This is a genomic window from Paracoccus seriniphilus (assembly GCF_028553745.1).
Classification (GTDB): domain Bacteria; phylum Pseudomonadota; class Alphaproteobacteria; order Rhodobacterales; family Rhodobacteraceae; genus Paracoccus; species Paracoccus seriniphilus.
The window spans coordinates 1,203,947-1,227,977 of record NZ_CP067129.1 but is presented as its reverse complement, the minus strand read 5'-3'; the positions used below and the strand labels follow the sequence as shown (position 1 = coordinate 1,227,977).

The window sequence follows — 24,031 nt, the reverse complement described above, 5'->3', positions numbered from 1 at the left end:
GTCGTGCGATCAACCCTGCCCGCAGGCGTTTTTAAACCATTTGATAAAAAATCAAAGCTGTGTCAGCCTGATTCGCACCAACAGGTGAGCCAGGAGACAGAAAAATGTCCCAAGCGAGACTGTCGCCGGGCGTGGTGCCCGGTCGATTGCCCCCGGAACAACTGGTCCGGAATTTTGCCGATGTCGCACCGCCTCTGGATCCGCATGAGGCCTCGGTCGCGGCGGATCGGTGTTACTTTTGCCATGACGCGCCCTGCGTCACGGCTTGCCCCACTTCCATCGACATTCCGCTCTTCATTCGCCAGATCGCGACCGGCACGCCCGATGCGGCGGCCCGGACGATCTTCCACGCGAATATCCTGGGCGGCATGTGCGCGCGGGTCTGCCCGACCGAAAACCTTTGCGAAGGTGCCTGCGTGCGGATGGAGGCCGAAGGCCAGCCCGTCGAGATCGGCGCCCTGCAGCGGTATGCCACCGATGGGCTGATGGCGCAGCAGACCCACCCGTTCCAGCGTGCCGAGCCTACCGGAAAGCGGGTGGCCGTTGTCGGCGCCGGACCGGCCGGTCTGTCCGCCGCCCATCGTCTGGCCGCCAAGGGCCATGACGTGGTGATCTTTGACGCCCGTCCAAAGCCCGGTGGCCTGAACGAATATGGCATCGCAGCCTACAAGACCGTGGATGGTTTCGCCCAGGCCGAGGTCGAATGGTTGCTGGGAATCGGTGGAATCGAGATGCGCCACGATCAGCGTCTGGGTCGCGACATCGACCTGCCCGGGTTGCGCAAAGACTTTGACGCCGTGTTCCTTGGCATCGGTCTGGGCGGCAACAATGCGCTGCATTGCGATGGCGAAGAACGTGGCAATGTTCTGGATGCCACATCCTTCATCCGCGATCTGCGACAGGCTTCGGATCTGGCCTCGGTGCCGATCGGGCGCGATGTCGTGGTGATCGGCGGCGGCATGACCGCCATCGACGCCGCGGTTCAGGCCCGACTGCTGGGGGCGGAGAATGTCACCCTCGTTTATCGTCGCAGCCAGGACCGCATGGGCGCCAGCGAGCATGAACAACATCACGCAACATCCTGCGGCGTCAGGATTATTTGCAACGCCGCCCCGCACGCGATTCATGGCAATGGCACCGTGGCCGAAGTTGAATTCCGCTATACTGAAGATGGCCCCGACGGGCTGGTTCTGACGGAGGAGGGTTTCCGGCTGAAGGCGGATCAGCTGTTCCGCGCCATTGGCCAAAAGCTGGATTTCGCGGCCGAGGGAGTGACGCTGGATGGCGGCAAGATCGCGGTCAGTGAATTCGGTCGCACCTCGCTGGATGGAGTCTGGGCTGGTGGCGATTGCGCTGCAGGAGGTGACGACCTGACGGTGACGGCTGTCGCCGAGGGCCGCGACGCCGCTGAAGATATCGACGCATGGCTGACCGGCCGCGCAATGGTTAGCCCCGGCTAGGGGAATGGCGCGTTCCGACGTGCCCCGCAAAGGATCAAGCAATGGCAGATCTGCGTTCTGATTTCGTGGGGATCAAATCCCCGAATCCGTTCTGGCTGGCCTCCGCCCCGCCTACGGACAAGGAATATAATGTCCGCCGCGCCTTTCAGGCCGGCTGGGGCGGAGTCGTCTGGAAGACGCTTGGCTCGGAAGGGCCACCCGTCGTCAATGTCAACGGGCCACGCTATGGCGTGGTTCACGGCCCCGATCGTCGGGTTCTGGGGCTGAACAACATCGAGCTGATCACCGACAGGCCGCTGGAGGTGAACCTGCGAGAGATCAAGCAGGTCAAGCGAGACTATCCCGACCGCGCCCTGATCATCAGCCTGATGGTGCCCTGTGACGAGGATTCATGGCGCAATATCCTGACACGGATCGAGGATACCGGCGCTGATGGGGTCGAGTTGAATTTCGGCTGTCCCCACGGCATGGCCGAGCGTGGCATGGGCAGCGCCGTGGGTCAGGTGCCGGAATATATCGAAATGGTCACGCGCTGGGTCAAGCAATACAGCCGCATGCCCTGTATCGTGAAGCTGACCCCGAATATCACCGATGTCCGCAAACCTGCCGAGGCGGCCATGCGTGGCGGTGCGGATGCGGTCAGCCTGATCAATACGGTCAATTCGATCACGTCAGTCGATCTGGACCTGTTTGCGCCCCAGCCCACCATTGATGGCAAGGGCAGCCATGGCGGCTATTGCGGTCCGGCAGTCAAGCCCATTGCCCTGAACATGGTGGCCGAGATCGCCCGCAATCCCGAAACCTACGGTCTGCCGATCAGCGGCATTGGCGGCATCACATCCTGGCGCGATGCGGCCGAGTTCATGGCACTGGGGGCCGGGAACGTGCAGGTCTGCACGGCGGCCATGACCTATGGCTTCAAGATCGTGCAGGAAATGATCTCGGGGCTGCGCGAATATCTGGACGAACGTGACATGGAACTGACGGATCTGATCGGACGCGCCGTGCCCAATGTGACCGATTGGAACCAGTTGAATCTGAACTATGTCACCAAGGCCGTCATCGATCAGGAGGCATGCATCAAATGCGGGCGTTGCTATGCCGCCTGCGAGGATACCAGCCATCAGGCCATCGCCATGAAGCCGGGGCGCGTCTTCGAGGTGATCGAGGAAGAATGCGTCGCCTGCAATCTCTGCGTCGATGTCTGCCCTGTCGAGGACTGCATCTCGATGCGGGAACTCGAAATCGGCGAACTGGACAAGAGAACCGGGACCAAGCGCGGGTCATATGCGAATTGGACCAGCCATCCCAACAATCCGATGTCCACAGCGGCCGAGTGAAACAGCGGCGGGACCGGAACGAACCGGTCCCGCCATTTTCATCAGTGCTTGTCGCGCGTGACGGCGCGGAACTCGCCCTTGGCTTCAGTTGCCAGGCTGACCAGGACAATGGCGATCAATGCGGCGACAAAGCCCGGGATGATCTCGTAAACGCCCGGACCGCCCATGAAACTGGCATTCAGCCCCAGCGCCGTCCACAGCATGACCGTGCCTGCCCCGACGACCAAACCTGCCACCGCGCCACGACCGGTCATGCGTGACCAGGTCAGCGACAGGATGATCAGCGGCCCGAAAGCTGCGCCAAACCCGGCCCATGCATGCGCCACCAGCGCCAGAACATTGGAATCCGGATCACGGGCGATGAAGGCTGCAACCAGTCCGACCGCGACAACGGCGACCCGCCCGACCAGCACCAGCGTCTTTTCGCTGGCGTCGCGATTGAAGAACAACCGATAGAAATCCTCGGTCAGTGACGAAGAGGACACCAGAAGCTGACTGGACACGGTGCTCATGATCGCTGCCAGCAGCGCGGCATAAAGAAAGCCCGTGACCAGCGGATGGAACAGCAGGTCGGACAGAAGAATGAAGATCGTTTCCGCATCTTCCACGACCATCCCGTTGCGTTCCGCATAGGCGCGACCAAAGATTCCGACGCCAACCGCGCCGATCAGCGAAATCGCCATCCAGCCCATGCCGATATTGCGTGCGGTCGGAACGTCCGACACGCTTTTCACGGCCATGAAGCGCACGATGATATGGGGTTGCCCGAAATAGCCCAGGCCCCATGTCACCGCCGACAGGAAGCCGACCACGGTCAGACCATGGGTCAGGGACAGGTAATCGGGCCCAACCTCTTTCAGCGTCGCCGAGGCCTGCGCCAGACCGCCCCCGCCCTGACCGAACAGGACCACCAGCGGCATGATGACCAGCGCCAGCATCATGATGCAGCCCTGCACGAAATCCGTCAGGCTGACCGCCAGAAAGCCGCCGACCACGGTATAGGCCAGAACCACGCCAAGCGTCAGCCAGACGCCGGTCATGTAGCCGCCGCCAAAGGCGCTGGAGAACAGCTTGCCCCCGCCTACCAGCCCCGAGGCCGTATAGACCGCGAAGAACACCACGATCACGATGGCCGAAACCACGCGCAGCAGGAAGGCCTGCGTGGGAAAACGATTGGCCAGAAAGCCGGGGATGGTCAGGGCGTTGTCATAGCGCTCGGTCTGTTCGCGCAGACGCGGTGCCACGATGATCCAGTTCAGCAATGCGCCGACAAACAGGCCGATGCCGATCCAGGCCTCGACCAGACCGGTGGCATATAGCGCGCCCGGCAGACCCAGCAGCAGCCAGCCGCTCATATCCGACGCGCCCGCTGACAAGGCCGCAACAGCGGGCGGAAGGCTCCGACCGCCCAGGATATAGCCCTCGGAGCTGGAAGTCGACTTTTGCCACGCATAAACGCCAATGGCCAACATCAGCAGGAAATACAGGATCAGGCTGATCCAGACGCCGATACCCATGAACTTCTCCTCTCGGAAGTGAAATTTTGAGGCGCCCCCGTGGCAGATTGGCCGAACCAGTGCAAGCTGGTCCGACTTCGTTGGCCCGGGAAAAACGTCTTGCGTGATCTACAGATCGTAGATTCGGCCGAATTTCTCTTCGAGGTAGTCCAGCAAGGGGATCGGAGAGATCGCAACTCCGGTCGCGGTTTCGATCAACTGGCGCGGCGGCAACAGCCCGCCATGGCGCTGCACATTTTCGCGCAGCCATTCAACGCCGGGAGAGGCGTCACCTTCCGCCAATGAATCATGCAGTTCGGGAACCGCATCACGCATTGCCTCGTTCAGGCAGCCGGCATAGACATTCCCAAGGGCATAGGTCGGGAAATAGCCGAACAGCCCCACTGACCAGTGCACGTCCTGCAGGACACCATTGGCGGGGCGGTCGACCGCAACGCCAAAGTCCTTCAGGAAGCGCGCATTCCACGCCTCGACCAGATCATCGGCGTCCAGCTTGCCCGCGATCAGATCGCGCTCAAGATCGAAGCGCAGCATGATATGCAGGTTATACTGGATTTCATCGGCCTCGGTGCGGATATAGCCGGGCGTCACCCGGTTCACCGTGGCATAGAAGGCATCTGGGTCGGCGATATTCAGCCCGTCAAACGCATCCGACATGCGGTTGAACAGCCAACCGGAAAAGGCCCGGCCACGTCCCATCTGGTTCTCATAGATCCGGCTCTGGCTTTCATGGACGCCCATCGAGACGCCACGCCCCAACGGGGTGAAGGCGTAATCCGGGTCGATGCCCAGCTCATAGCTGGAATGCCCGACCTCATGAATCGTCGAATAGATGCAGTTGAAGGGCTCGGGCTCAACGACGCGGGTGGTGATACGGCTGTCCTGCCAGCGCCCGCTGCTGAAGGGATGCACGGCCAGATCGATGCGGCCACGCGACCAGTCATAGCCAAAGGCGCTTGCGCAGGCCCGCGCCAGTCGCAGCTGTGTTTCCTGCGGGAAATGGCCGTTCAGCGCCTGGGGCTGATGATCGGCGCCCAGCACCTCGTCGCGCAGCGCCACCAGGCGCGGGCGCATGGCATCAAACAGCACCGCGATTTCCGCGGCTGTCGTGTCGGGTTCGTAATCGTCCAGCAGCGCGTCATACAGATCACCGCCATCTGCCAGAGCCGCTGCCTCTTCGCGTTTCAGCATCAGCACCTGATCCAGCGTCGGCAGGAAATCCTCGGGGGCTTCCTTGGCGCGGGCCTCGGCCCAGATCCCCTGTGCCAGCGAGGTCGTCTTGGCCAATTCGCTGGCCAGACGCGCGGGCACGCGGCTGCTGCGGCTGAAGTCACGCGAAATCAGATCGACAATACGCTGTTCGACTTCATTCTGAGGGCGCGCCGCCTCCAGCCATTCACCGATCCGTGGATCGGTGCGCCTTTCATGCAGCACTTCTTCCATCGCCGCCATTTCATCGGCACGCTGTTCCGTCGCGCCACGCGGCATGACGGTTTCCTGATCCCATCCCAGCCGCTCGGCGACAGATGACAGCGCCTCGGTTTGGCGCTGGAAGGCAAGTAGGTCGTCGAAGGCGCTCATCTGATGGTTCCTCTGACCGAAGTTTCATACGGGTAGCGGGCATTGAAACGGGCGCGGATGATCAGGCTGACCAGCATGATCGCCCCCAATTGGTGGACCAGAGCCAGCGGCAGCGGCGAGGCATGAACCACATTCATGATTCCCAGACCGACCTGCACGGCAAGCATGACGATCATAACGTTAAATGCACCGCGCGTCACCGGATGGGGCGACCGGCGCGAACGCCGCCAGACCACGATCGCGAAAATCGCCAGAAGATAACCGGTCATGCGGTGAATGAACTGCACCAGTGCCGGATTCTCGAAGAAGTTGCGCCACCCCAGGGTGCCCTCCCAGATCGTCGCGGGAATCCATTCCCCGCCCATGGTCGGCCAGCCGGTATATTGGCGCCCCGCGTCGATCCCCGCGACCAATGCGCCGATCAGCACCTGAACAAGGGCCAGATGCAGCAGACCGGTGGACATGGAAAACAGCTTGGCCTCGCCAGCGCGGCGCGCACGCAGCAGTTCGGCCTCCGAGCGGCCCAGCAGCAGCGCATACCAGGTGATCAGGCCAAGGATAAAGAAGGCAATGCCCAGATGCGTCGCCAGCCGGTACGAGGCCACGCGGGTCATCCCCTCGCCCAGCCCGGAGCTGACCATCCACCAGCCGATCGCGCCCTGCAGCCCGCCAAGCGCGCCAAGGCCCAGCAGGCGCGGCGTCCAGCCGGTCGGAACCCTGCGCAGGGCGAGGAAGGCAAGGAAACCCACCGCCCAGACCAGACCGATCAACCGACCCAGCAGACGGTGCGACCATTCCCACCAATAGATCTGCTTGAACCCGGCCAGATCCATGTCGGGATTGACCTCGGAAAACTGTGGAATCTGCTGATAGGCTTGGAACTCGCGGGTCCAGTCGGCCTCATTCATCGGCGGCAGCGCCCCGGTGACGGGCGCCCATTCCGTGATCGACAACCCCGAGCCGGTCAGCCGCGTGGCGCCGCCCAGGGCAATCATTGCCATGACCATGACAAACAGCAACATCAGCCACAGCCGGATCGCCTTGCGCGCGCCTTTCGGGGCGGCGTCGATCATCCCGGTATGCGCTACGGGGCGCGTGGCTGTCTGGTCCGGAACTTCCTCGAATACGGGACGCTTGGCCATCTGGGGCTCCTTTGGTCTTGGGCGGAGGTTAGGTCGCGCTTAGCGGCGGGTCAATTGTCGCAATACACCATGCAGGATGCGCACATCGCCCCGCGTCAGGGACAGGCGTGACCACATGTTGCGCAGATTGAGCCGCATGTTTGCGGCCTTGGTTTCAGGAAAGAAGAACCCGGCCTCTGCAAGCTTTTCTTCATAATGATCGCCAAGCCGCTCGATCTCGACGCGGTCGGCAGGAACTTCGCCATCGGGGCGGCGTTGCAGGGGCGCGGGTTCGGGGGGCAGTTCATCACGGCCCCATTCATAGCCCAGCAACAACACCGCCTGCGCAAGGTTCAGCGAGGGGAAATCAGGGTTGACCGGCACGGTGACAATCGCATTGGCACGGGCGACGTCTTCATTTTCCAGCCCCGCGCGCTCGGGTCCGAAAATCAGGGCACAGCGGCCATCGTGGCCGCGGGCCTTTTCCATGGCCGTCGCGGGCGTATAGACCGGCTTGGTCAGATCCCTGCCCCGCGCGGTGGTGGCAAAGGCGAAATCCACGCCCTCCATCGCGCTGGCCAGATCGGGATAGACCTTGGCGTGATCCAGAACGCGTCCGGCCGCCCCCGACGCCATGGCAACGGCCTTGGGGTTGGGCCAGCCATCGCGTGGCGCGACCAGCCGCATCTCGGTCAGGCCGAAATTCAGCATGGCACGGGCGGCGGCACCGATATTTTCCCCCATCTGGGGGCGAACGAGAATAATGACGGGCTTGCGTATATCTTGCATGTGGTGCCGAATAGTCCGTCTGGCAGCGGGCGGCAAGCTGCGCTATCTGCGACACAAAGATGGAGACAGCGAATGACCGACGCCCCGCAACTATATCTGATGACCCCCGCCGGCGCACAGGCATCGGCACTTGGCCCGCTGCTGAGCGAGGTAATGGACCGCTTTCCGCCCGCCTGCCTGCGCATTCGCGGCGGCGCGGAAGAGGACGAACTGGCCCGGCTGGCCGATATGGTGCGCGAGATCGCCCATGCCCGCGATGTGGCGGTGGTGATCGACGACCACATCAAGCTGGCGCAGCGCCACGGTCTTGACGGCGTGCATCTGACCGACGGCCCGCGCGGAGTGCGCTATGCCCGCCAGGAGCTGGGCGACGACGCGATTGTCGGGGCTTTTTGCGGCAATTCGCGTCATGACGGCATGACCGCAGGCGAAGCCGGTGCCGATTATGTCAGCTTTGGCCCCGTCGGCGAAAGCGTTCTGGGACGCGGCGGCCCTGCCCCGCTGGACCTTTTCCAATGGTGGTCAGAGACCATCGAGGTGCCCGTCGTTGCCGAAGGCGCGATCACGCGCGAACTGGTGCAACAGCTGTCCACGGCCTGCGACTTCATTGCCATCGGCCCGGAAATCTGGGCAGAGGACTCACCCACCGAAGCCCTTGCGGCCTTGTGGATGTAAAAGCTTCAGGGGGCCGGTCAAGCCCCCTGCATGCCGTCATCTGCAGTGCTCTGCCCCGACGATCAGCCCTTGACGATCGGGCTGCGATTACCGGCGGCGAATCGCCGCAGCACCGCCGGATAGAGCCGGTGCTCTTCGACCAGAACGCGGGCAGCAAGCGTATCGGCCGTATCACCCGGCAGAATCGGCACACGCGCCTGCCCCAGTATCGGCCCGGCATCCAGTTCCGGGATCACCTCATGCACGGTGGCTCCGGCCTCGGCATCACCGGCCTCGATCGCGCGGGCATGGGTATGCAGCCCGGGATATTTCGGAAGCAGCGAGGGATGGATGTTCAGCATCCGCCCCGCGAAGCGGCTGACGAAATCCGGCGTCAGGATTCGCATGAACCCCGCCAGGCAGATGATGTCTGGCTCTGCGGCCAGCAGCGGCTGCAGCAAGGCAGCCTCGAAACCGGCGCGATCGCCGCGATAGTCGCGATGATCCACCGCAGTGGTCGGAATGCCCAGATCGGCCGCCCTGATCAGACCGGCAGCCTGCGGATCATTCGAGGCGACCAGCACCGGACGGGCCGGATGATCACCATGCATGTCCTCGACCAGCCGCAGCATGTTCGAGCCGCCACCGGATATCAGAATCGCGACCCTTTTCACGCCAGTTTGCCGCTGTAGCGAACACCCTCTCCGGCGATCACCTGCCCGATGCGGCTGACGGTTTCCCCAGCCTCGGCCAGCAAGGCCGCGATCCCATCGGCGCGATCGGCCTCGACGGCAAGGATCAGCCCGATACCGCTGTTGAAGGTCTTGAGCATCTCGGCCTCGGCAATATTGCCCGCCTCGGCAAGCCAACCGAACACCGCCGGCAATTTCCAACTGCCCAGATCGATATCCGCACCCAGCCCCTTGGGCAGGACGCGCGGCAGGTTTTCAGTGATGCCGCCACCGGTGATATGGGCCAGCGCATGAACACCACCCGCCCGGACCGCGGCCAGCGCCGGTTTCACGTAAAGCCGTGTCGGCGTCAGCAAGGCCGCGCCAAGCGTGCCTTCTGCAAAGGGCGCCGGGTCATTCCAACCCAGCCCGGCATGTTCCGCAACCTTGCGCACCAGCGAATAGCCGTTGGAATGCACCCCGTCCGAGGCCAGACCCAGCAGCACATCGCCCTCGGTCACACCGGCAGGCAGCGCGGTGCCGCGTTGCATGGCTCCGACCGCAAACCCGGCCAGATCGAAATCGCCATCGCTGTACATGCCGGGCATCTCGGCGGTTTCGCCCCCGATCAGCGCACAGCCTGCAATCTGGCAACCGCGCGCGATGCTTTCGACCACGCGTGCGCCTTCGTCGATGGACAGCTTGCCGGTCGCGAAATAGTCCAGAAAGAACAATGGCTCGGCACCCTGGCAGACCAGGTCGTTGACGCACATAGCCACCAGATCCTGACCGACCCCATCCAGATGTCCGGTATCGATCGCGATGCGCAGCTTGGTGCCGACTCCGTCGGTCGCCGCGACCAGAACCGGATCGTCATATCCCGCGGCCCTGGGGTCAAACAGCGCCCCGAAACCACCCAAGGCATCCATGACGCCCGAGCGTCTGGTCGCCGCGGCGGCTGGTTTGATACGCTCGACCAATGCGTTTCCTGCGTCGATATCGACGCCCGCATCGCGATAGCTGATCCCGTTCTGTGTCATTGGCGCCCCCGGCTTACTTTGCGCCCCCGATAGCCGAAGCCGGCTGTGGGGGCAACGGCGAAGACGCGCCAGATGTCGCCCGCGCTCAGAACCCGCTCAACTGGGCCAGAAACTCATTGGCAAATTCGCCCATTGCATAGGCAGCCGAGAAATCGAACTGGTTGATCGACACGAAGACCGCTGCATCATGCTCTGGCGCAAAGGCGATATAGGACATCTGCCCCTGAAGCGCCCCGGCCTTTTGCAGGATGAAGGGATGTTCTGCCGTGGCCTCCATCGCCACCCATCCCAGTCCCATACCGTCCATCCGACCGGATTCATCCATGGCCACGATGGCATCCTTTCCATCACGACGAACATAGACGGCGTGATCAAGGAAGCGCATCTCGGCATGTGGTTCCTGATCGGTCAGATGCCAGGCCATCCAGTGCAGCAGATCATTCGCGGTGCTGTAAAGCCCGCCGGACCCCGTGATGACCTCATTCGAAGGCACATCAGGCATCGGGCTGCCGTCGGGCGCATGGCCCGTCATCATGCGCTGACGCATCGCGTCCGAGGGATCGTAGCCGGTGTCATCCATGGACAGCGGACCGGTGATCCGCTGCGCCAAGAGCTCGGAATAGGGCGCGCCACCGGCCGAGGACAGCGCCGCCGCCAACAGGTCGAAGCCGAAATTCGAATAGGAAATGGCGCTGCCGGGCTGGAACTGCAGCTGATTGCCGTCGAACCAATCTGCAAAGGCATCCAGCGTAATGGTGGCAAAGGGATCCTCGGGTGGCCCTTCTTCGCGGGGCACCTCGCGCGGCAGACCGGCAGAATGGGTAACAAGGTCGATCAGCCGGATCCTTTCATGGCCTGCGACGGATTCCCCCAAACGGCCCGGCAGCAAGGGCGCAACGGGATCGGTAAAGGCGACCTCGTCCCGCACCACGGCTTCGGCCAGCATCTGACCGGCAAAGGCCTTGGTGATCGAACCGATCCGCAAGACCGTGTCGCCGTCAGGCTGCACGCCGTTGCCGCGCTGCGTCTCACCAAAACCGCGCACCGCGATATGACCGTCCTGCACCGCGCCGACGATCAGCCCCGGAACACCGGTCTGCAGGTGAAAGATCATGCCTGCAAAGTCCACATTTTCTTGCAGCAGATCGGCCTCGGCCTTTGCGCGATCTGGTGCCCCGATCGCGGTCAGCCCGATGGCACAGGCCACCATACCGCCAAATATCCCTTGTCTCACGCAACACCCCCAATGCACAACCTTTGGTAGAATGGCGGATTTTGAGAAAATTTCAACGTGGCCGGTCAACAACAGTGCGCCCCTTCCCTGTCATGAGACAAAACGCCGACTTGCCTCGACGTCAATGTCAGTCAATGGTCTGCCCGAACCCAACAGTCAGGAGATCAAGGTGGGCCCCGCGACCGAACATCCGTTGCGCTATTCGCTGGTCAACGAATTGCATAACCGGCCTTCGCCACGCCTCAAGGCGCCTGCAACCTGTGTCTTCGTGGCCTTCAAGGAACCGATAGACGCCTCGAACCGCGATCGTGCCGTGGACATGGCGCATCTGACCGAACTGACGACCCGCCATGGAGGCCCCCGTCCCGATCCCGAGGAAAGCCATTATCAGGGCAAGCTGGGTCGCTATGACCTGAAATGGGAAAGCCACACCGAATTCGTGACCTATATGGCCAGTTCATCCGGCCTGCCCATACGCCCCTTTGACCCCAGCGCGGGGGCGATCTTTTCGAACCAATGGCAGATGAATGCACCGGGAAAGCGGGTCGCCGCAGTCATGGTGCAGGTCGAAATCATGCCCGATGACCCCAAAGAGGCGCTGGAGCAAACCGCCGATCTCTTCGCCAAGGACAGCCTGACCGCGGTATGGGTGCTGGACCAGACGGCAATGATCGCCGGAGATTTCCGCATCGATGCCGATGGCTGGATGCGTTTCGTGATTTTCGTGCGCCCCGATGTCGGCGAGGGCAGGACCGGTCGTCTGGTGCATCGACTGGTCGAACTGGAAACCTATCGGGCCATGTCGATGCTGGGCCTTGGCCGGGCGCGCTCCCTTGGGCGCAAGCTGAATGCCGTGGATACCCGGCTTTCGGCCATTGTCGACAGCATGGGCGATGAAACGCGCAATGCCGATGCGGTCCTGCAAGAGCTTCTGTCCGTATCTGCAGAACTGGAGGCCCAGGCGGTGCAGAATGCCTTTCGTTTCGGGGCCACCCGCGCCTATGAGGCCATCGTCATGGACCGTATCGATGCGCTGCGGGAAACCCGATTCTACGGCCGCCAGATGCTGACCGAATTCATGCGCCGTCGCTATCAACCCGCGATGCGGACCATCATGTCCAATGAAAGCCGTCTGGAGGCCATGCTGGAACGGGCAGCACGGGCGGGCGAATTGCTGCGCACCAAGGTCGATGTCGAACGCTCGGCCCAGAACCAGGCCCTGATGGAGCGCATGGATCGGCGCGCGGCGCTGCAACTGCGCCTGCAACACACGGTCGAGGGGCTGTCTGTGGTGGCCATCAGCTATTACGCCGTCGGACTGCTGTCCTATGCGCTCTATCCGGCTGCCGCGGCGCTGCATGTCAACAAGTCCTACCTGGTCGCAGCCCTGACACCGGTGGCCGTTCTGGTTGTCTGGTGGGGGATGCGGCGGATTCGCCAAAGCCTGCATCACGGCGAACCCGGCAAGGAATTGTGACTTGCCCGCAGATCACGCCACGGCGATAACGGCAGTGATATCCTGTCGGAGCCATTTCATGCGCCTGTTCACCGCCCTCGTCGCGCTGCTTGCACTTTCAGCCTGTGGCGTGCCCTTTGTTCCCTTCATCTGATCCCCGCGGAGACCCGTCATGAGCAAGACCTTGTCGATGTTTGGCCTTGGACATTGTTCGACCTGCCAGAAGGCGCAGGCCGCCCTGCAAGAACACGGCTGGACGGTCGAATTTCGCGACGTGCAGAAAGCGCCGCTGTCTCAGGAAGAACGCCAGCGCATGGTGGATGAATTCGGCGAAAAGATCATCAATCGCGCCAGCCTGACCTGGCGTGGCATGTCGGATGCGGAAAAACAGGCCGATCCCGTCATGATGATGGGCGAAAAACCCAGCGTCATGAAACGCCCGGCCATCATTGCAGATGACCTGCGGCTGCTGGGCTGGACGGCAAATGTGAAACGCGCGCTGGGGGTCCCCGCCTAGGACACCCCCAACAGATGTTGCGACGCCGGATCAACCCCGGCGGCTGACCAGCGAGGCCAGCAAGGGCCGCACCGGCGTCAGATCATATCCGGCTTCGGCCGCGATCTGCAAAATCTCGTCCTCGGGGCGTTTGCCCGCCTGGGTCAGCGCCCACAATACCGTGCTGCGATTGCCCGAGCGGCAATAGGCGATAACCGGCCCCTGCCCCGAGGTCGCTTCGGCAAAATCGGTGATCATCTGCGGCGTGATCTGACCGGGCACGAAGGGCAGATAGTGATAGACCATTCCGGCGGCCTCGGCCGCACGCTTCATCGCCTCATGATCGACTTCGGCATCGACCTCCTGGTCGGGGCGGTTGTTGACCAATACCCGAAAGCCCGCCTCGGCCAGCGATGGGACATCGGATGGCTGAATTTGAGGTGACACCGCGAGCGAGGGGCTAAGCTGACGCAGATCCATGGTTGCCCTTTCAAATGAGTTCATCATCGATTGGCGTGAACCGGCACGCATGTCAAGCAAGGGCCCGCCCAACCCCTGACACCAGCAGAAAAGGGCCGCCCGAGCGGGCGACCCTTTCATTGTGCAAGCAGGATTGCCCCTGCTCAGTCAATCATCGGCAGCAGCTTGTTCACCGAGTCCTTGGCGTCGCCATAGAACATGCGGGTGTTTTCCTTGAAGAACAGCGGGTTCTCGATACCCGAGTAGCCGGTGCCCTGACCACGCTTGCTGACGAAGACCTGCTTGGCCTTCCAGACTTCCAGCACCGGCATGCCGGCGATGGGGCTGTTGGGATCTTCCTGCGCAGCCGGGTTCACGATGTCATTCGAACCGATGACGATGACAACATCCGTATCCGGGAAGTCGTCATTGATCTCTTCCATCTCCAGCACGATGTCATAGGGCACCCGCGCTTCGGCCAGCAGGACGTTCATGTGACCGGGAAGACGCCCGGCGACCGGGTGGATCGCAAAGCGCACATTCTTGCCGGCGGCCCGCAGCTTGCGGGTCAGCTCGCTGACCGCTCCCTGTGCCTGGGCGACAGCCATGCCGTAACCGGGCACGATCACGACACTGTCGGCCTCGTTCAGCGCGGCAGCCACGCCATCGGCGTCGATGGCGATCTGTTCGCCCTCGATTTCCGCCGCAGGTCCGGACTGACCGCCAAAGCCGCCAAGGATGACCGAGACGAAGTTCCGGTTCATCGCCTTGCACATGATATAGCTGAGGATGGCACCCGAGGAACCGACCAGCGCACCGGTCACGATCAGCAGATCGTTGCCAAGCGTAAAGCCGATGGCCGCAGCGGCCCAGCCCGAATAGCTGTTCAGCATCGACACGACGACCGGCATATCCGCGCCGCCAATACCCATGATCAGGTGATAACCGATGAAGAAGGCCAGCAGCATCACGAGGATCAGCCAGAACACGCCCGAGCCGACGCCCGCACAATAGAGGACACCGAAAAGCACCGACAGCAACAGCGCGGCGGCATTCAGCATATGGCCACCCGGCAGCTTCTTGGGCTTGCCGTCAACCTTGCCCGCCAGCTTTCCGAAGGCCACGACCGAACCGGTGAAGGTCACGGCGCCGATGAAGATGCCGAGGAACACCTCGATCTTCAGCATGGCGATTTCCGCCGGGGTCTTGTGCGCCAGAACGGCGGCAAAGCCCTGGAAATCATGCGCAGCACCTTCGGCCTTGATCCGCAACACGCGCGCCAGTTCGATCTGGGCGTTGAAGCCGACAAAGACAGCCGCAAGGCCTACAAGGCTGTGCATCGCCGCGACAAGCTGCGGCATTTCGGTCATCTGCACGCGTTTGGCAACGACCCAGCCGATCGAGCCGCCGATGGCGATCATGATGGCCGAAAGCCACCAGTTCCCGCTGCCGGGGCCGAACAATGTGGCCAGCACGGCCAGCGCCATGCCGACAATGCCATACCAGATGGCCCGCTTTGCACTTTCCTGTCCTGACAGCCCGCCCAGAGACAGGATGAACAGGACCGAGGCGACCACATAGGCGGCCGTGGTAAATCCGTATTCCATATATCCCTCTCCTTACGACTTCTGGAACATTGCCAGCATCCGGCGCGTCACCAGGAAGCCGCCAAAGATGTTGATGCCGGCCATCAGCACGGCCAATGCACCCAGAATCACGACCCATGCCGAGCCGGACCCGATCTGCATCAAGGCGCCCAGAATGATGATCGAGGAAATCGCGTTGGTGATCGCCATCAGCGGCGTATGCAGCGAATGGGCCACATTCCAGATGACGCGGAAGCCAACGAAACAGGCCAGGACGAAAACGATGAAATGCGACATGAAGCTGGCCGGAGCGACAAGCCCGATCAGCAGCAGCACGATCGCGCCGATCCCCAGCATCTTCACCTGCGACCTGGTTTCGGCCTTGAACGCGGCGATTTCTTCGGCACGACGCTCTTCCGGCGTCAGTTCCTTTTTCTTTTCCTTGGGCTTTTGCGCCGCGATCGCGGCCACCTTGGGTTTTGGCGGCGGGAAGGTGATGTCATGCCCATGGGTCACCGTGGCCCCGCGGATCACATCGTCGTCCATGTTGTGAACGATGACACCGTCCTTCTTGGGCGTCAGATCCGAGATGAAATGGCGGATGTTGTTGCCATAGAGCTCGGACGCCTGTGCGCCCATGCGGCTGGGGAAATCGGTATAGCCGACAATCGTCACGCCATTGTCGGTGACGATACGCTCGTCCGTGACCGTCAACTCGCAGTTGCCGCCCTTTTCGGCCGCAAGGTCAACGATGACGCTGCCCTGCTTCATTGCCTCGACCATGTCCTTGGTCCACAGCACCGGCGCGTCGCGGCCCGGGATCAGCGCCGTAGTGATCACGACATCCATGTCCGGTGCAAGCTCGCGGAAACGCTCAAGCTGCTTTTCGCGGAATTCCGGGCTCGAAGGCGCGGCATAACCGCCCGTGGCGGCGCCATCCTGAACCTGATCCTCGAAATCGAGATAGACGAACTCGGCGCCCATGGATTCGATCTGCTCGGCCACCTCGGGACGCACGTCGAAGGCATAGACCTGGGCCCCCAGGCTGGTCGCCGTTCCGATGGCCGCCAGGCCGGCCACACCGGCCCCAACGACCAGAACCTTGGCCGGGGGCACCTTGCCCGCCGCCGTGACCTGCCCGGTGAAGAAACGCCCGAAGTTGTTCGCCGCCTCGATCACCGATCGGTAGCCCGCGATATTGGCCATGGAGGACAGGGCATCCATTTTTTGCGCGCGCGAGATCCGCGGCACCATGTCCATGGCAATGGCGGTAATGCCCTGTTCCTTGGCCTTCTCCAGCAGATCCGCGTTTTGAGCGGGATAGAAGAACGAGATGATCGACTGACCTTCGCGCATCTGCGAGATTTCGCCGTCAACGGGCTGGCGCACCTTGGTGACGATATCGACCGCCCCGATCAGTTCCGCCGCGTCAGACGCAATCGTTGCGCCTGCCTTGATATAATCCTCGTCCGAGAATCCCGCGCGCTGACCTGCCCCGGATTCAATATAAATTTCATGTCCCAGCTTCCGAAGATGTCCGGTAGAGGACGGCGTGATCGATACACGCGCCTCCCCCTCAAAACTCTCCTTCAAAGCGCCAATCTTCATGGCGTTCAAGCCCCCCGTGTCCTGTTATCGCAACCGCAACTGCATAGCACTGCGCAACAATCTTTCACAAGTGCGTCAGCTTTCATATTGGCGCAGCTTTGCAAATATGCTGCACAAGCAACTATGCTGCACAATCAAGGCAGAAAAAAGGCCGCGCGACATCTGCGCACGGCCTCGACAGCACAATCAATTCTTGCAATCAACCGAAGGAAATCAGTTTCCGGTCGCGGGTTCCTCGACGGAAATGGCGCTGTTCAGCGCGTCCGAGGCATCCTTGATGGCATCTGCAGCTGCGTCGACGGCATCCGTCGCGGCATCCTGAACGGCTTCGCCAGCACCGCTGACAGCCTGCTCGACTGCCGTGGCTGCGCTGTCGGCAGCCGTGGCGGCATCATCAGCGGCTGCGCTTGCGGCATCCGAGGCATCATCGGCCATGGCATCGGCCTCATCCATCGCGCCATCAGCCGCTGCTTCGGCGGCGGCAGCCGCATCATCGGCTTGCGCCGCGGCATCATCTGCAGCAGCCTCGGCGTCGGTCACGGCCGCGTCAACGGCAGCTTCGGCGTCAGTTGCGGCATCATCGACCATGGCACCTGCGTCATCCACCGCGCCATCAACAGCAGCTTCGGCATCGGCAGCCGCGTCATCGGCTTGCGCCGCGGCATCATCTGCAGCAGTCTCGGCGTCGGTCACGGCCGCGTCAACAGCAGCTTCGGCGTCATCAACCATGGCTTCTGCCTCGGCGGCAACATCGTCAGCGGCGGCTTCGGCATCTTCTGCAGCTTCTTCAACAGCGGCTTCGGCGTCAGCGGCGGCGTTCTCGGCGGCAGCTTCGGCCTCCTGGGCAGCCTCTTCGACCGCGGGCTCGGTCGTGACGGCATCATCGACCGCAGGTTCCGGGGCTTCTTCGGGGGTGGTGACGGTGGTGGTTTCGCCTTCGACCTCGACCGCATCATCGGTCATGAACCGCTGCAGCACGAAATATGCCAGCGCCAGGGCCAGCAGAACACCGATAATCAGTGGCAAGGGCGAGGAACGGCGCTCGACCGGTTCCACATATGCTTCTTTCGGAGCAGCCGGATCACTGTCGACGGGATTGGTGCGCTTGGGGTCGTTCGGGTCATAGGTCATTGCTGGCCTCCATTTAACTTTCGAAACACCGGGTTACACGTGTATCCCTGTGATCCAGCCTCGCCCCCATGTCAATTGCATAGACTCGGAAGCCCGGCTTGCGGCCCGGCGTACAGGCGATTAACACAGCCACAGGCGTCAGGTTCCGCCTGAAACGCAGCTTTTTTTGACCGGAGCGCGAGATGTCCCAGCCGCAACAGCCGATGACCCATCTACTTGCCGATTACCGTCCCTATCCTTTCACGCTGAAGGCCACGGCGCTGGAGTTCCACCTGGCCTCCCAGAGCACACGGGTCATCGCGCGGCTGTCCCTTGTCCCGAAGGCGGATGCCGGCGGTCAGGACATGGTGCTGGATGGCGGCAGTGAACTGGAACTGCGCGCCCTGACGATCAACGGTCAGGAACCTGACCCCCGGATGGTCATGCGCGAGGGCGAAACCCTGACCATCCGCGCTGCCGCGCTGCCCGCAGAGCCCTTCGTTCTGGAAACCGAGGTGCAGATCGATCCCTCGGCGAACACCGCCTGCGAGGGGCTGTATATTTCGGGTGGCATGTTCTGCACGCAATGCGAGGCCGAGGGCTTTCGCCATATCACCTTCTACCCGGATCGCCCTGATGTGATGGCGCCCTTCGATGTCACAATTCATTCCGACAAGCCGGTTCTGCTGTCCAACGGCAACCCCGTGCAGCGCGAAGCGGGTCTGGCGCGCTGGCAGGACCCCTGGCCCAAGCCTGCCTATCTGTTTGCGCTGGTCGCGGGGGATCTGGTCGCCATCAGCGACAGTTTCACCACCATGTCCGGTCGCAAGGTCGCGCTGAATGTCTGGGTGCGTCCGGGTGACGAGGATCGCGCCGGATTCGCGATGGAATCGCTGATCAAATCCATGAAATGGGATGAAGAGGTCTATGGCCGCGAATATGACCTGGACGTCTTCAACATCGTTGCCGTCGATGATTTCAACATGGGTGCCATGGAGAACAAGGGGCTGAACATCTTCAACTCCAAGCTGGTTCTGGCCTCTCCCGAGACGGCAACGGATGGCGATTACGAACGGATCGAAGGCGTCATCGCCCATGAATATTTCCACAACTGGACGGGCAATCGCATCACCTGTCGCGACTGGTTCCAACTCTGCCTGAAGGAAGGGCTGACCGTCTTTCGCGACCAGCAGTTCACATCGGATATGCGCAGCGCCCCGGTCAAACGCATCACCGATGTCCAGGCCCTGCGTGCCCGGCAGTTCCGCGAGGATCAGGGACCGTTGGCCCATCCCGTCCGCCCCGATCACTATGAAGAGATCAACAATTTCTACACCGCGACAATCTATGAAAAGGGTGCCGAGGTCATCGGGATGCTGCGCCAGCTTGTCGGGGAAGAGGGGTATCGCAAGGCGCTGGACCTGTATTTCGACCGTCATGACGGCGATGCGGCCACCATCGAGGACTGGCTTCAGGTCTTCGAGGATGCAACCGGGCGCGACCTGACCCAGTTCAAGCGCTGGTACACCGATGCCGGCACCCCGCATGTCGAGATGCACGAGGATTGGAACGCCGATGATGGGCGGCTGACCCTGACGCTTCGCCAGAGCACGCCCCCCACACCCGGGCAGCAGGACAAGCCGCCGCGCGTCATCCCCTTTGCGGTCGGGCTGATCGGCCCCAACGGACAAGAGGTCGCGGCCACACGCGTTCTGGAACTGACCGAGGCCGAGCAGAGCTTCACCTTCGACGGGCTTGGCGCAAGGCCGGTGGTATCGGCGCTGCGCGGATTTTCCGCCCCTGTCATCCTGAAGCGCGAGATCGACGATGCAACGCGCGCCTTCCTGCTGGCCCATGACAGCGATCCCTTTGCCCGATGGGAAGCCGGGCGCGATCTGGCGCTGTCCGCTCTGACCGCTCTGGCACAGGGCCGTGACGGCGGCGAGGATTATGTTGCCGCCATCGGGCAGCTTGCCGGGGACGATCAGGCCGATCCCGCCTTCCGCGCCCTGTGTCTGAACCTGCCTGGCGAAGAGGAAATCGCCACCCGGCTGACAGCTTCTGGCGTGACGCCGGACCCCGATGCCATCCACGCCGCGCGCGAGGATCTGGCCCGCCGCATGGCAGAGGCTCATACCGATCTGCTGGCGGGTCTCTATGACAGCATGGTTGTCAAGGGCCCCTATTCACCGGATTCCGATTCTGCCGCCAGGCGCGCCCTGCGCATTGCCGCATTGGGGCTGCTGAACCGTATCGACGGCGGAGACCGCGCCGAGGTCCTCTTCGGCATCGCCGGCAACATGACCGAACGCATGGCCGCGCTGTCCTGCCTGATCCGGCGCGGACGCGGTCAGGCCGCTTTGACCGCCATGGCCGATCAGTTCGCTGACAACCGTCTGGTAATGGACAAATGGTTCGCGGTGCAGCCCATGGCCGCACCTCCGGCAGAGGCGGCGGCGATCGCGGCAAGACTGGCCCGCCGCCCCGATTTCGACTGGAAGAATCCCAATCGCTTCCGTTCCCTGCTGGGCGGGCTGGCCGCCAATCACGCCGGCTTCCATGCTGCCGATGGCAGCGGCTATGACTTTACCGCCGACTGGCTGATGAAGATGGACAAGGCCAACCCCCAGATTTCCGCACGCATGTCGACGGCCTTTGAGACCTGGCCCCGCTATGATGCGGGCCGTCGCGCCGCCGCGCTGGCGGCGCTGAACCGCATGGCGGAGATGGAGGGGATCAGCAGAAACCTGCGCGAAATGGTCTCAAGGATGATTGCCGCGGGTGACAAATAAACTTCACTTGTGATGCTGAAAAAGCCACGGCAGGATAACAGAATGAGTGAACATTCTGCCGATGCACGCGCGGATATGCGCGCCCGACTTGATCCGCTGATTGCCGAGCGGGCGCCATGGCTTTTTTCAGGCAAACCCCATCATCGACTGGCCCGGCTGGCGATGATGGGACTGCTGCAATACCCGCGCACGATCCGGCTGGGGGCCGAACTGCGCGATCAGCCTGTCCCGGAAATCATGCGCCGCATGTCCCAGCTGATCGTGCGCGATCTGCTGGTCGACGGGATGGAGCATATTCCCGCCCGCGGTCCGGCGCTGATCGTGGCCAACCATCCGACCGGCATTGCCGACGGGATCTTTCTGAACGCGATGCTTTCGCCGTTGCGCGACGATCTTTTCATCTTTGCCAATCACGACATGATCCGGGTCCTGCCGCAAATGCAGGATCTGATCGCGCCGGTGGAATGGCGGCTGGAAAAGCGCAGCCATGCCAAGACCCGCGCCACCATGGATTACACCCGCCGCGCGCTTGAGGCCGGACGAATAGGGCTGATCTTTCCTTCGGGGCGTCTGGCCAAGCGGCGCGGCCTGTCCCTGCATGAACGTCCATGGATGGCCAGCGCCGCGATGATTGCGCGCAAGTTCGACGTGCCGGTCATTCCGCTGCGGATCCGGGCCAGAAACTCGGTGCTGTTCTATCTGCTGGATGCGCTGCATCCGACCTTGCGCGATGTCACCCTGTTCAACGAGGTCCTGAACAAGCCCCGGCAATCCTATCGCGTCACCATCGGCGGACCGATCGACCCAGGCCTGTTGCCCAAGAACAGCGAAGAGGCGATCGCCATCCTGCGTGACGCGGTGCTTTCCCTTCCGCCGCCCGGTGCAAATGCGGCGCGACTGATGCAGGACGGTCGTGGAAACAGGCTGCTGCGCGTCGCACGGCACGTCGCACAACGGGGCAGCGCCTAAAGCACCATATCGTCGCGATGGATGACCGCGGCACGGCCTGCATAGCCCAGGATCGTCTCGATCCGCGCCGAATGATGGCCCGCGATACGGCGGATTTCTTCGGCCGTATAGCGCGTCAATCCGCTGGCCAGCGACTGCCCTTCGGGGCCGGTGATGGTGATCGGCTCACCCCGTCCGAAATCCCCCGTCACGCCCAGAACCCCCGCCGGCAGCAGCGATTTCCCGCGCTGCAAGGCCTCCATCGCACCCATGTCTATGATCAGCGAGCCCCTGGGCTTCATTGCCGCAATCCAGCGTTTGCGCGCGGCCTGCGGATCACCCTCGGGCAGGAACCAGCTAGAGCGGGCACCTGCGACAACCGCGGACAGCGGGCGTTGGACCGAGCCTTCGGCGATGGCCATCGCACAACCGCCCGAGACCGCAGTGCGGGCTGCCATCAACTTGGTCTTCATGCCGCCCCTGGACAGGCCGGAAACGGGATCACCGCCCATGGCCTCGATTTCCGGGGTCAGATGCTCGATCACCGGCAGATGGCGTGCGCCTGGGTCGGTCTTGGGGTTGGCGGTATACAACCCGTCAACATCGGAGAGCAGCAGCAATTGATCCGCGCCACAGGTCACCGCGATCTGGGCGGCCAGACGGTCGTTGTCCCCAAATCTGATTTCGTCGGTCGCAACCGTGTCGTTTTCGTTGACGATTGGTACGACGCCCAGCGAAAGCAGCGTTTGCAGGGTCGCCCGGCTGTTCAGATAGCGGCGGCGGTTGCTGCTGTCTTCCAGCGTCAGCAGGATCTGCGCGGTCTTGACGCCATGCGGGGTCAATGCCTCCTCATAGGCACGGGCAAGACGGATCTGTCCGACGGCGGCGGCAGCCTGGGCCTGTTCCAGCGGCAACGCCCCCTCGGAAAGGCCAAGCACGCGGCGGCCAAGCGCGATCGAACCAGAGGAAACCAGAACCACGTCGCAGCCCTTGCGCCGCCAGTCGGCAACATCGTCACACAGGCCGCGCAACCATTCGCTGCGCAGCCCGTCCGGCCCGACCAGCAGGGCCGAGCCGATCTTGATGACCAGACGTTTCGCCGAATTCAGGGAAGGTGCTATGGCTGCCATGGCGTGTCGGATTCTTCTTTGACGATCTGACGGGTGGGCGCAATCTCGGCCCACAGGGCGCGCAGCACTTCGGGCACCCCCTGCTGGGCGACGCCCGACATCAGATAGACCGGCTGACCAAGTTCGGCCTCAAGTTCGCCACGGCGCTCTTCGAGCGTTTCGGGGTCCAGAGCGTCGATCTTGTTCAGCGCCGTAACGCGCGGCTTTTCCATCAGAACCGGCGAATAGGCCTGCAACTCGGTCAGGACCGTGCGGGCATCCTCGGCAACGGTTTCCGACGTGCCATCGACCAGATGCAGCAGCACCGAACAACGCTCGACATGGCCCAGGAAACGGTCTCCGATACCGCGCCCCTCGCTGGCACCTTCGATCAGGCCCGGGATATCGGCCACGACGAACTCACGACCATCGATCCCCACGACGCCCAGGTTGGGATGCAGCGTGGTAAAGGGATAGTCGGCGATCTTGGGTCGGGCATTTGAAACCGCCGCAAGGAATGTCGACTTGCCCGCATTCGGCAGCCCCACAAGCCCGGCGTCGGCGATCAGCTTCAGGCGCAGGTAGATCGTGCGTTCGACTCCCTCCTGCCCCGGATTGGCATTGCGCGGCGCGCGGTTGGTCGAGGATTTGAAATGCAGATTGCCCCAGCCGCCATTGCCCCCCTTGGCCAGCAGCACGCGCTGCCCGACCTCGGTCAGATCGGCGATGACCGTCTCTTCGTCCTCTTCAAGGATCTCGGTCCCCACCGGGACGCGCAGGACGATATCATCGCCCGATTTGCCGGTCATCTGACTGCCCATACCGTGCTGGCCGGACTTGGCAAAGAAATGCTGCTGATAGCGGAAATCGATCAGCGTGTTCAGCCCTTCGACCGCTTCGGCCCAGACATCGCCACCGCGACCGCCGTCACCGCCATCGGGTCCACCATATTCAATGAACTTCTCGCGCCGGAACGACACGCAGCCCGCGCCCCCTCCGCCCGAGCGGATATAGACTTTGGCGAGATCGAGAAATTTCATCGTGCTGGCTCCTTTGCGGC

Annotated in this window: 20 protein-coding genes; 7 read left to right on the top strand and 13 right to left on the bottom strand. The window is 62.6% G+C overall.

What is annotated here, in order from left to right; translation table 11 throughout:
* Positions 1 to 104: 104 nt before the first annotated feature.
* Both JHW44_RS06030 and preA read left to right on the top strand, forming a co-directional pair.
* Complete coding sequence (locus JHW44_RS06030) at positions 105 to 1,460, top strand: NAD(P)-dependent oxidoreductase (RefSeq protein WP_089342960.1); 1,356 nt, start codon at positions 105 to 107, stop codon at positions 1,458 to 1,460.
* Between the two features lie 41 nt (positions 1,461 to 1,501).
* Positions 1,502 to 2,800: an NAD-dependent dihydropyrimidine dehydrogenase subunit PreA gene (gene preA, locus JHW44_RS06025; protein WP_089342961.1), complete on the top strand. Its 1,299-nt coding sequence runs from the start codon at positions 1,502 to 1,504 to the stop codon at positions 2,798 to 2,800.
* Between the two features lie 41 nt (positions 2,801 to 2,841).
* Here preA and putP read toward each other — a convergent pair whose 3' ends face one another.
* The 4 genes from putP to JHW44_RS06005 form a co-directional block, all read right to left on the bottom strand.
* Positions 2,842 to 4,317 (bottom strand): sodium/proline symporter PutP, encoded by a 1,476-nt coding sequence (gene putP / locus JHW44_RS06020; protein WP_089342962.1) that lies wholly within the window; start codon positions 4,315 to 4,317, stop codon positions 2,842 to 2,844.
* A 108-nt stretch (positions 4,318 to 4,425) separates the two neighbouring features.
* Positions 4,426 to 5,898, bottom strand: a complete 1,473-nt coding sequence (locus tag JHW44_RS06015; RefSeq protein ID WP_089342963.1) for a carboxypeptidase M32 — start codon at positions 5,896 to 5,898, stop codon at positions 4,426 to 4,428.
* A complete protein-coding gene (ctaA, locus tag JHW44_RS06010) occupies positions 5,895 to 7,040 on the bottom strand; it encodes a heme A synthase (protein WP_089342964.1) in 1,146 nt (381 codons plus the stop codon). The genes JHW44_RS06015 and ctaA overlap by 4 nt, the downstream gene beginning before the upstream one ends.
* A 39-nt stretch (positions 7,041 to 7,079) precedes the next feature.
* Positions 7,080 to 7,808 carry an RNA methyltransferase gene (locus JHW44_RS06005; protein ID WP_089342965.1) on the bottom strand — a complete coding sequence of 243 codons (729 nt, stop codon included), beginning with the start codon at positions 7,806 to 7,808 and terminating at the stop codon, positions 7,080 to 7,082.
* Between the two features lie 72 nt (positions 7,809 to 7,880).
* On the opposite strand from JHW44_RS06005, the gene JHW44_RS06000 reads away from it, so the two are divergent.
* Positions 7,881 to 8,483 (top strand): thiamine phosphate synthase, encoded by a 603-nt coding sequence (locus JHW44_RS06000; protein WP_089342966.1) that lies wholly within the window; start codon positions 7,881 to 7,883, stop codon positions 8,481 to 8,483.
* 62 nt (positions 8,484 to 8,545) lie between these two features.
* Here the strand turns inward: JHW44_RS06000 and purN are convergent, their stop codons facing one another.
* The 3 genes from purN to ampH form a co-directional block, all read right to left on the bottom strand.
* A complete protein-coding gene (purN, locus tag JHW44_RS05995; protein WP_089342967.1) occupies positions 8,546 to 9,136 on the bottom strand; it encodes a phosphoribosylglycinamide formyltransferase in 591 nt (196 codons plus the stop codon).
* On the bottom strand, positions 9,133 to 10,173 hold the full coding sequence (gene purM / locus JHW44_RS05990; protein WP_089342968.1) for a phosphoribosylformylglycinamidine cyclo-ligase: 1,041 nt from the start codon (positions 10,171 to 10,173) through the stop codon (positions 9,133 to 9,135). The genes purN and purM overlap by 4 nt, the downstream gene beginning before the upstream one ends.
* An 85-nt stretch (positions 10,174 to 10,258) precedes the next feature.
* Positions 10,259 to 11,407 carry a D-alanyl-D-alanine-carboxypeptidase/endopeptidase AmpH gene (gene ampH / locus JHW44_RS05985; RefSeq protein WP_218822536.1) on the bottom strand — a complete coding sequence of 383 codons (1,149 nt, stop codon included), beginning with the start codon at positions 11,405 to 11,407 and terminating at the stop codon, positions 10,259 to 10,261.
* Positions 11,408 to 11,531: 124 nt separating this feature from the next.
* On the opposite strand from ampH, the gene JHW44_RS05980 reads away from it, so the two are divergent.
* A complete protein-coding gene (locus JHW44_RS05980; protein WP_089342970.1) occupies positions 11,532 to 12,884 on the top strand; it encodes a DUF3422 family protein in 1,353 nt (450 codons plus the stop codon).
* Positions 12,885 to 13,035: 151 nt separating this feature from the next.
* Positions 13,036 to 13,380 carry an arsenate reductase family protein gene (locus JHW44_RS05975; protein WP_245846795.1) on the top strand — a complete coding sequence of 115 codons (345 nt, stop codon included), beginning with the start codon at positions 13,036 to 13,038 and terminating at the stop codon, positions 13,378 to 13,380.
* A 30-nt stretch (positions 13,381 to 13,410) separates the two neighbouring features.
* On the opposite strand, the gene JHW44_RS05970 is transcribed toward JHW44_RS05975, so the two are convergent.
* From JHW44_RS05970 to JHW44_RS05955, 4 genes are all read right to left on the bottom strand, one after another.
* Entirely contained in the window at positions 13,411 to 13,839 is a 429-nt protein-coding gene (locus JHW44_RS05970) for a protein tyrosine phosphatase family protein (protein ID WP_089342971.1), read from the bottom strand.
* 143 nt (positions 13,840 to 13,982) lie between these two features.
* Positions 13,983 to 15,425: an NAD(P)(+) transhydrogenase (Re/Si-specific) subunit beta gene (locus JHW44_RS05965; RefSeq protein ID WP_089342972.1), complete on the bottom strand. Its 1,443-nt coding sequence runs from the start codon at positions 15,423 to 15,425 to the stop codon at positions 13,983 to 13,985.
* A gap of 12 nt (positions 15,426 to 15,437) precedes the next feature.
* Positions 15,438 to 17,012 carry a Re/Si-specific NAD(P)(+) transhydrogenase subunit alpha gene (locus tag JHW44_RS05960; RefSeq protein ID WP_089342973.1) on the bottom strand — a complete coding sequence of 525 codons (1,575 nt, stop codon included), beginning with the start codon at positions 17,010 to 17,012 and terminating at the stop codon, positions 15,438 to 15,440.
* 213 nt (positions 17,013 to 17,225) lie between these two features.
* On the bottom strand, positions 17,226 to 18,143 hold the full coding sequence (locus JHW44_RS05955; RefSeq protein ID WP_179217628.1) for a hypothetical protein: 918 nt from the start codon (positions 18,141 to 18,143) through the stop codon (positions 17,226 to 17,228).
* A 182-nt stretch (positions 18,144 to 18,325) separates the two neighbouring features.
* Between JHW44_RS05955 and pepN the strand changes: the two genes are divergently transcribed.
* Entirely contained in the window at positions 18,326 to 20,914 is a 2,589-nt protein-coding gene (gene pepN / locus JHW44_RS05950; RefSeq protein ID WP_245846804.1) for an aminopeptidase N, read from the top strand.
* 42 nt (positions 20,915 to 20,956) lie between these two features.
* Complete coding sequence (locus JHW44_RS05945) at positions 20,957 to 21,883, top strand: 1-acyl-sn-glycerol-3-phosphate acyltransferase (RefSeq protein WP_245846805.1); 927 nt, start codon at positions 20,957 to 20,959, stop codon at positions 21,881 to 21,883.
* Here JHW44_RS05945 and proB read toward each other — a convergent pair.
* Complete coding sequence (gene proB / locus JHW44_RS05940) at positions 21,880 to 22,992, bottom strand: glutamate 5-kinase (protein ID WP_089342974.1); 1,113 nt, start codon at positions 22,990 to 22,992, stop codon at positions 21,880 to 21,882. The two genes, JHW44_RS05945 and proB, sit on opposite strands and share 4 nt — an antisense overlap.
* Positions 22,980 to 24,011 carry a GTPase ObgE gene (gene obgE / locus JHW44_RS05935; protein ID WP_089342975.1) on the bottom strand — a complete coding sequence of 344 codons (1,032 nt, stop codon included), beginning with the start codon at positions 24,009 to 24,011 and terminating at the stop codon, positions 22,980 to 22,982. The genes proB and obgE overlap by 13 nt, the downstream gene beginning before the upstream one ends.
* Positions 24,012 to 24,031: the final 20 nt, after the last annotated feature.

What these genes read in the sequence shown, in the direction of transcription:
- JHW44_RS05955 (WP_179217628.1), bottom strand. Translation starts at nt 18,143, where the DNA reads ATGACCTATGACCCGAACGACCCCAAGCGCACCAATCCCGTCGACAGT.
- JHW44_RS05970 (WP_089342971.1), bottom strand. Translation starts at nt 13,839, where the DNA reads ATGGATCTGCGTCAGCTTAGCCCCTCGCTCGCGGTGTCACCTCAAATT.
- ctaA (WP_089342964.1), bottom strand. Translation starts at nt 7,040, where the DNA reads ATGGCCAAGCGTCCCGTATTCGAGGAAGTTCCGGACCAGACAGCCACG.
- putP (WP_089342962.1), bottom strand. Translation starts at nt 4,317, where the DNA reads ATGGGTATCGGCGTCTGGATCAGCCTGATCCTGTATTTCCTGCTGATG.
- JHW44_RS06000 (WP_089342966.1), top strand. Translation starts at nt 7,881, where the DNA reads ATGACCGACGCCCCGCAACTATATCTGATGACCCCCGCCGGCGCACAG.
- JHW44_RS05945 (WP_245846805.1), top strand. Translation starts at nt 20,957, where the DNA reads ATGAGTGAACATTCTGCCGATGCACGCGCGGATATGCGCGCCCGACTT.
- obgE (WP_089342975.1), bottom strand. Translation starts at nt 24,011, where the DNA reads ATGAAATTTCTCGATCTCGCCAAAGTCTATATCCGCTCGGGCGGAGGG.
- JHW44_RS06005 (WP_089342965.1), bottom strand. Translation starts at nt 7,808, where the DNA reads ATGCAAGATATACGCAAGCCCGTCATTATTCTCGTTCGCCCCCAGATG.
- JHW44_RS06030 (WP_089342960.1), top strand. Translation starts at nt 105, where the DNA reads ATGTCCCAAGCGAGACTGTCGCCGGGCGTGGTGCCCGGTCGATTGCCC.
- JHW44_RS05965 (WP_089342972.1), bottom strand. Translation starts at nt 15,425, where the DNA reads ATGGAATACGGATTTACCACGGCCGCCTATGTGGTCGCCTCGGTCCTG.
- JHW44_RS05975 (WP_245846795.1), top strand. Translation starts at nt 13,036, where the DNA reads ATGAGCAAGACCTTGTCGATGTTTGGCCTTGGACATTGTTCGACCTGC.
- JHW44_RS05980 (WP_089342970.1), top strand. Translation starts at nt 11,532, where the DNA reads ATGTCAGTCAATGGTCTGCCCGAACCCAACAGTCAGGAGATCAAGGTG.
- purM (WP_089342968.1), bottom strand. Translation starts at nt 10,173, where the DNA reads ATGACACAGAACGGGATCAGCTATCGCGATGCGGGCGTCGATATCGAC.
- JHW44_RS06015 (WP_089342963.1), bottom strand. Translation starts at nt 5,898, where the DNA reads ATGAGCGCCTTCGACGACCTACTTGCCTTCCAGCGCCAAACCGAGGCG.
- proB (WP_089342974.1), bottom strand. Translation starts at nt 22,992, where the DNA reads ATGGCAGCCATAGCACCTTCCCTGAATTCGGCGAAACGTCTGGTCATC.
- pepN (WP_245846804.1), top strand. Translation starts at nt 18,326, where the DNA reads ATGTCCCAGCCGCAACAGCCGATGACCCATCTACTTGCCGATTACCGT.
- JHW44_RS05960 (WP_089342973.1), bottom strand. Translation starts at nt 17,012, where the DNA reads ATGAAGATTGGCGCTTTGAAGGAGAGTTTTGAGGGGGAGGCGCGTGTA.
- preA (WP_089342961.1), top strand. Translation starts at nt 1,502, where the DNA reads ATGGCAGATCTGCGTTCTGATTTCGTGGGGATCAAATCCCCGAATCCG.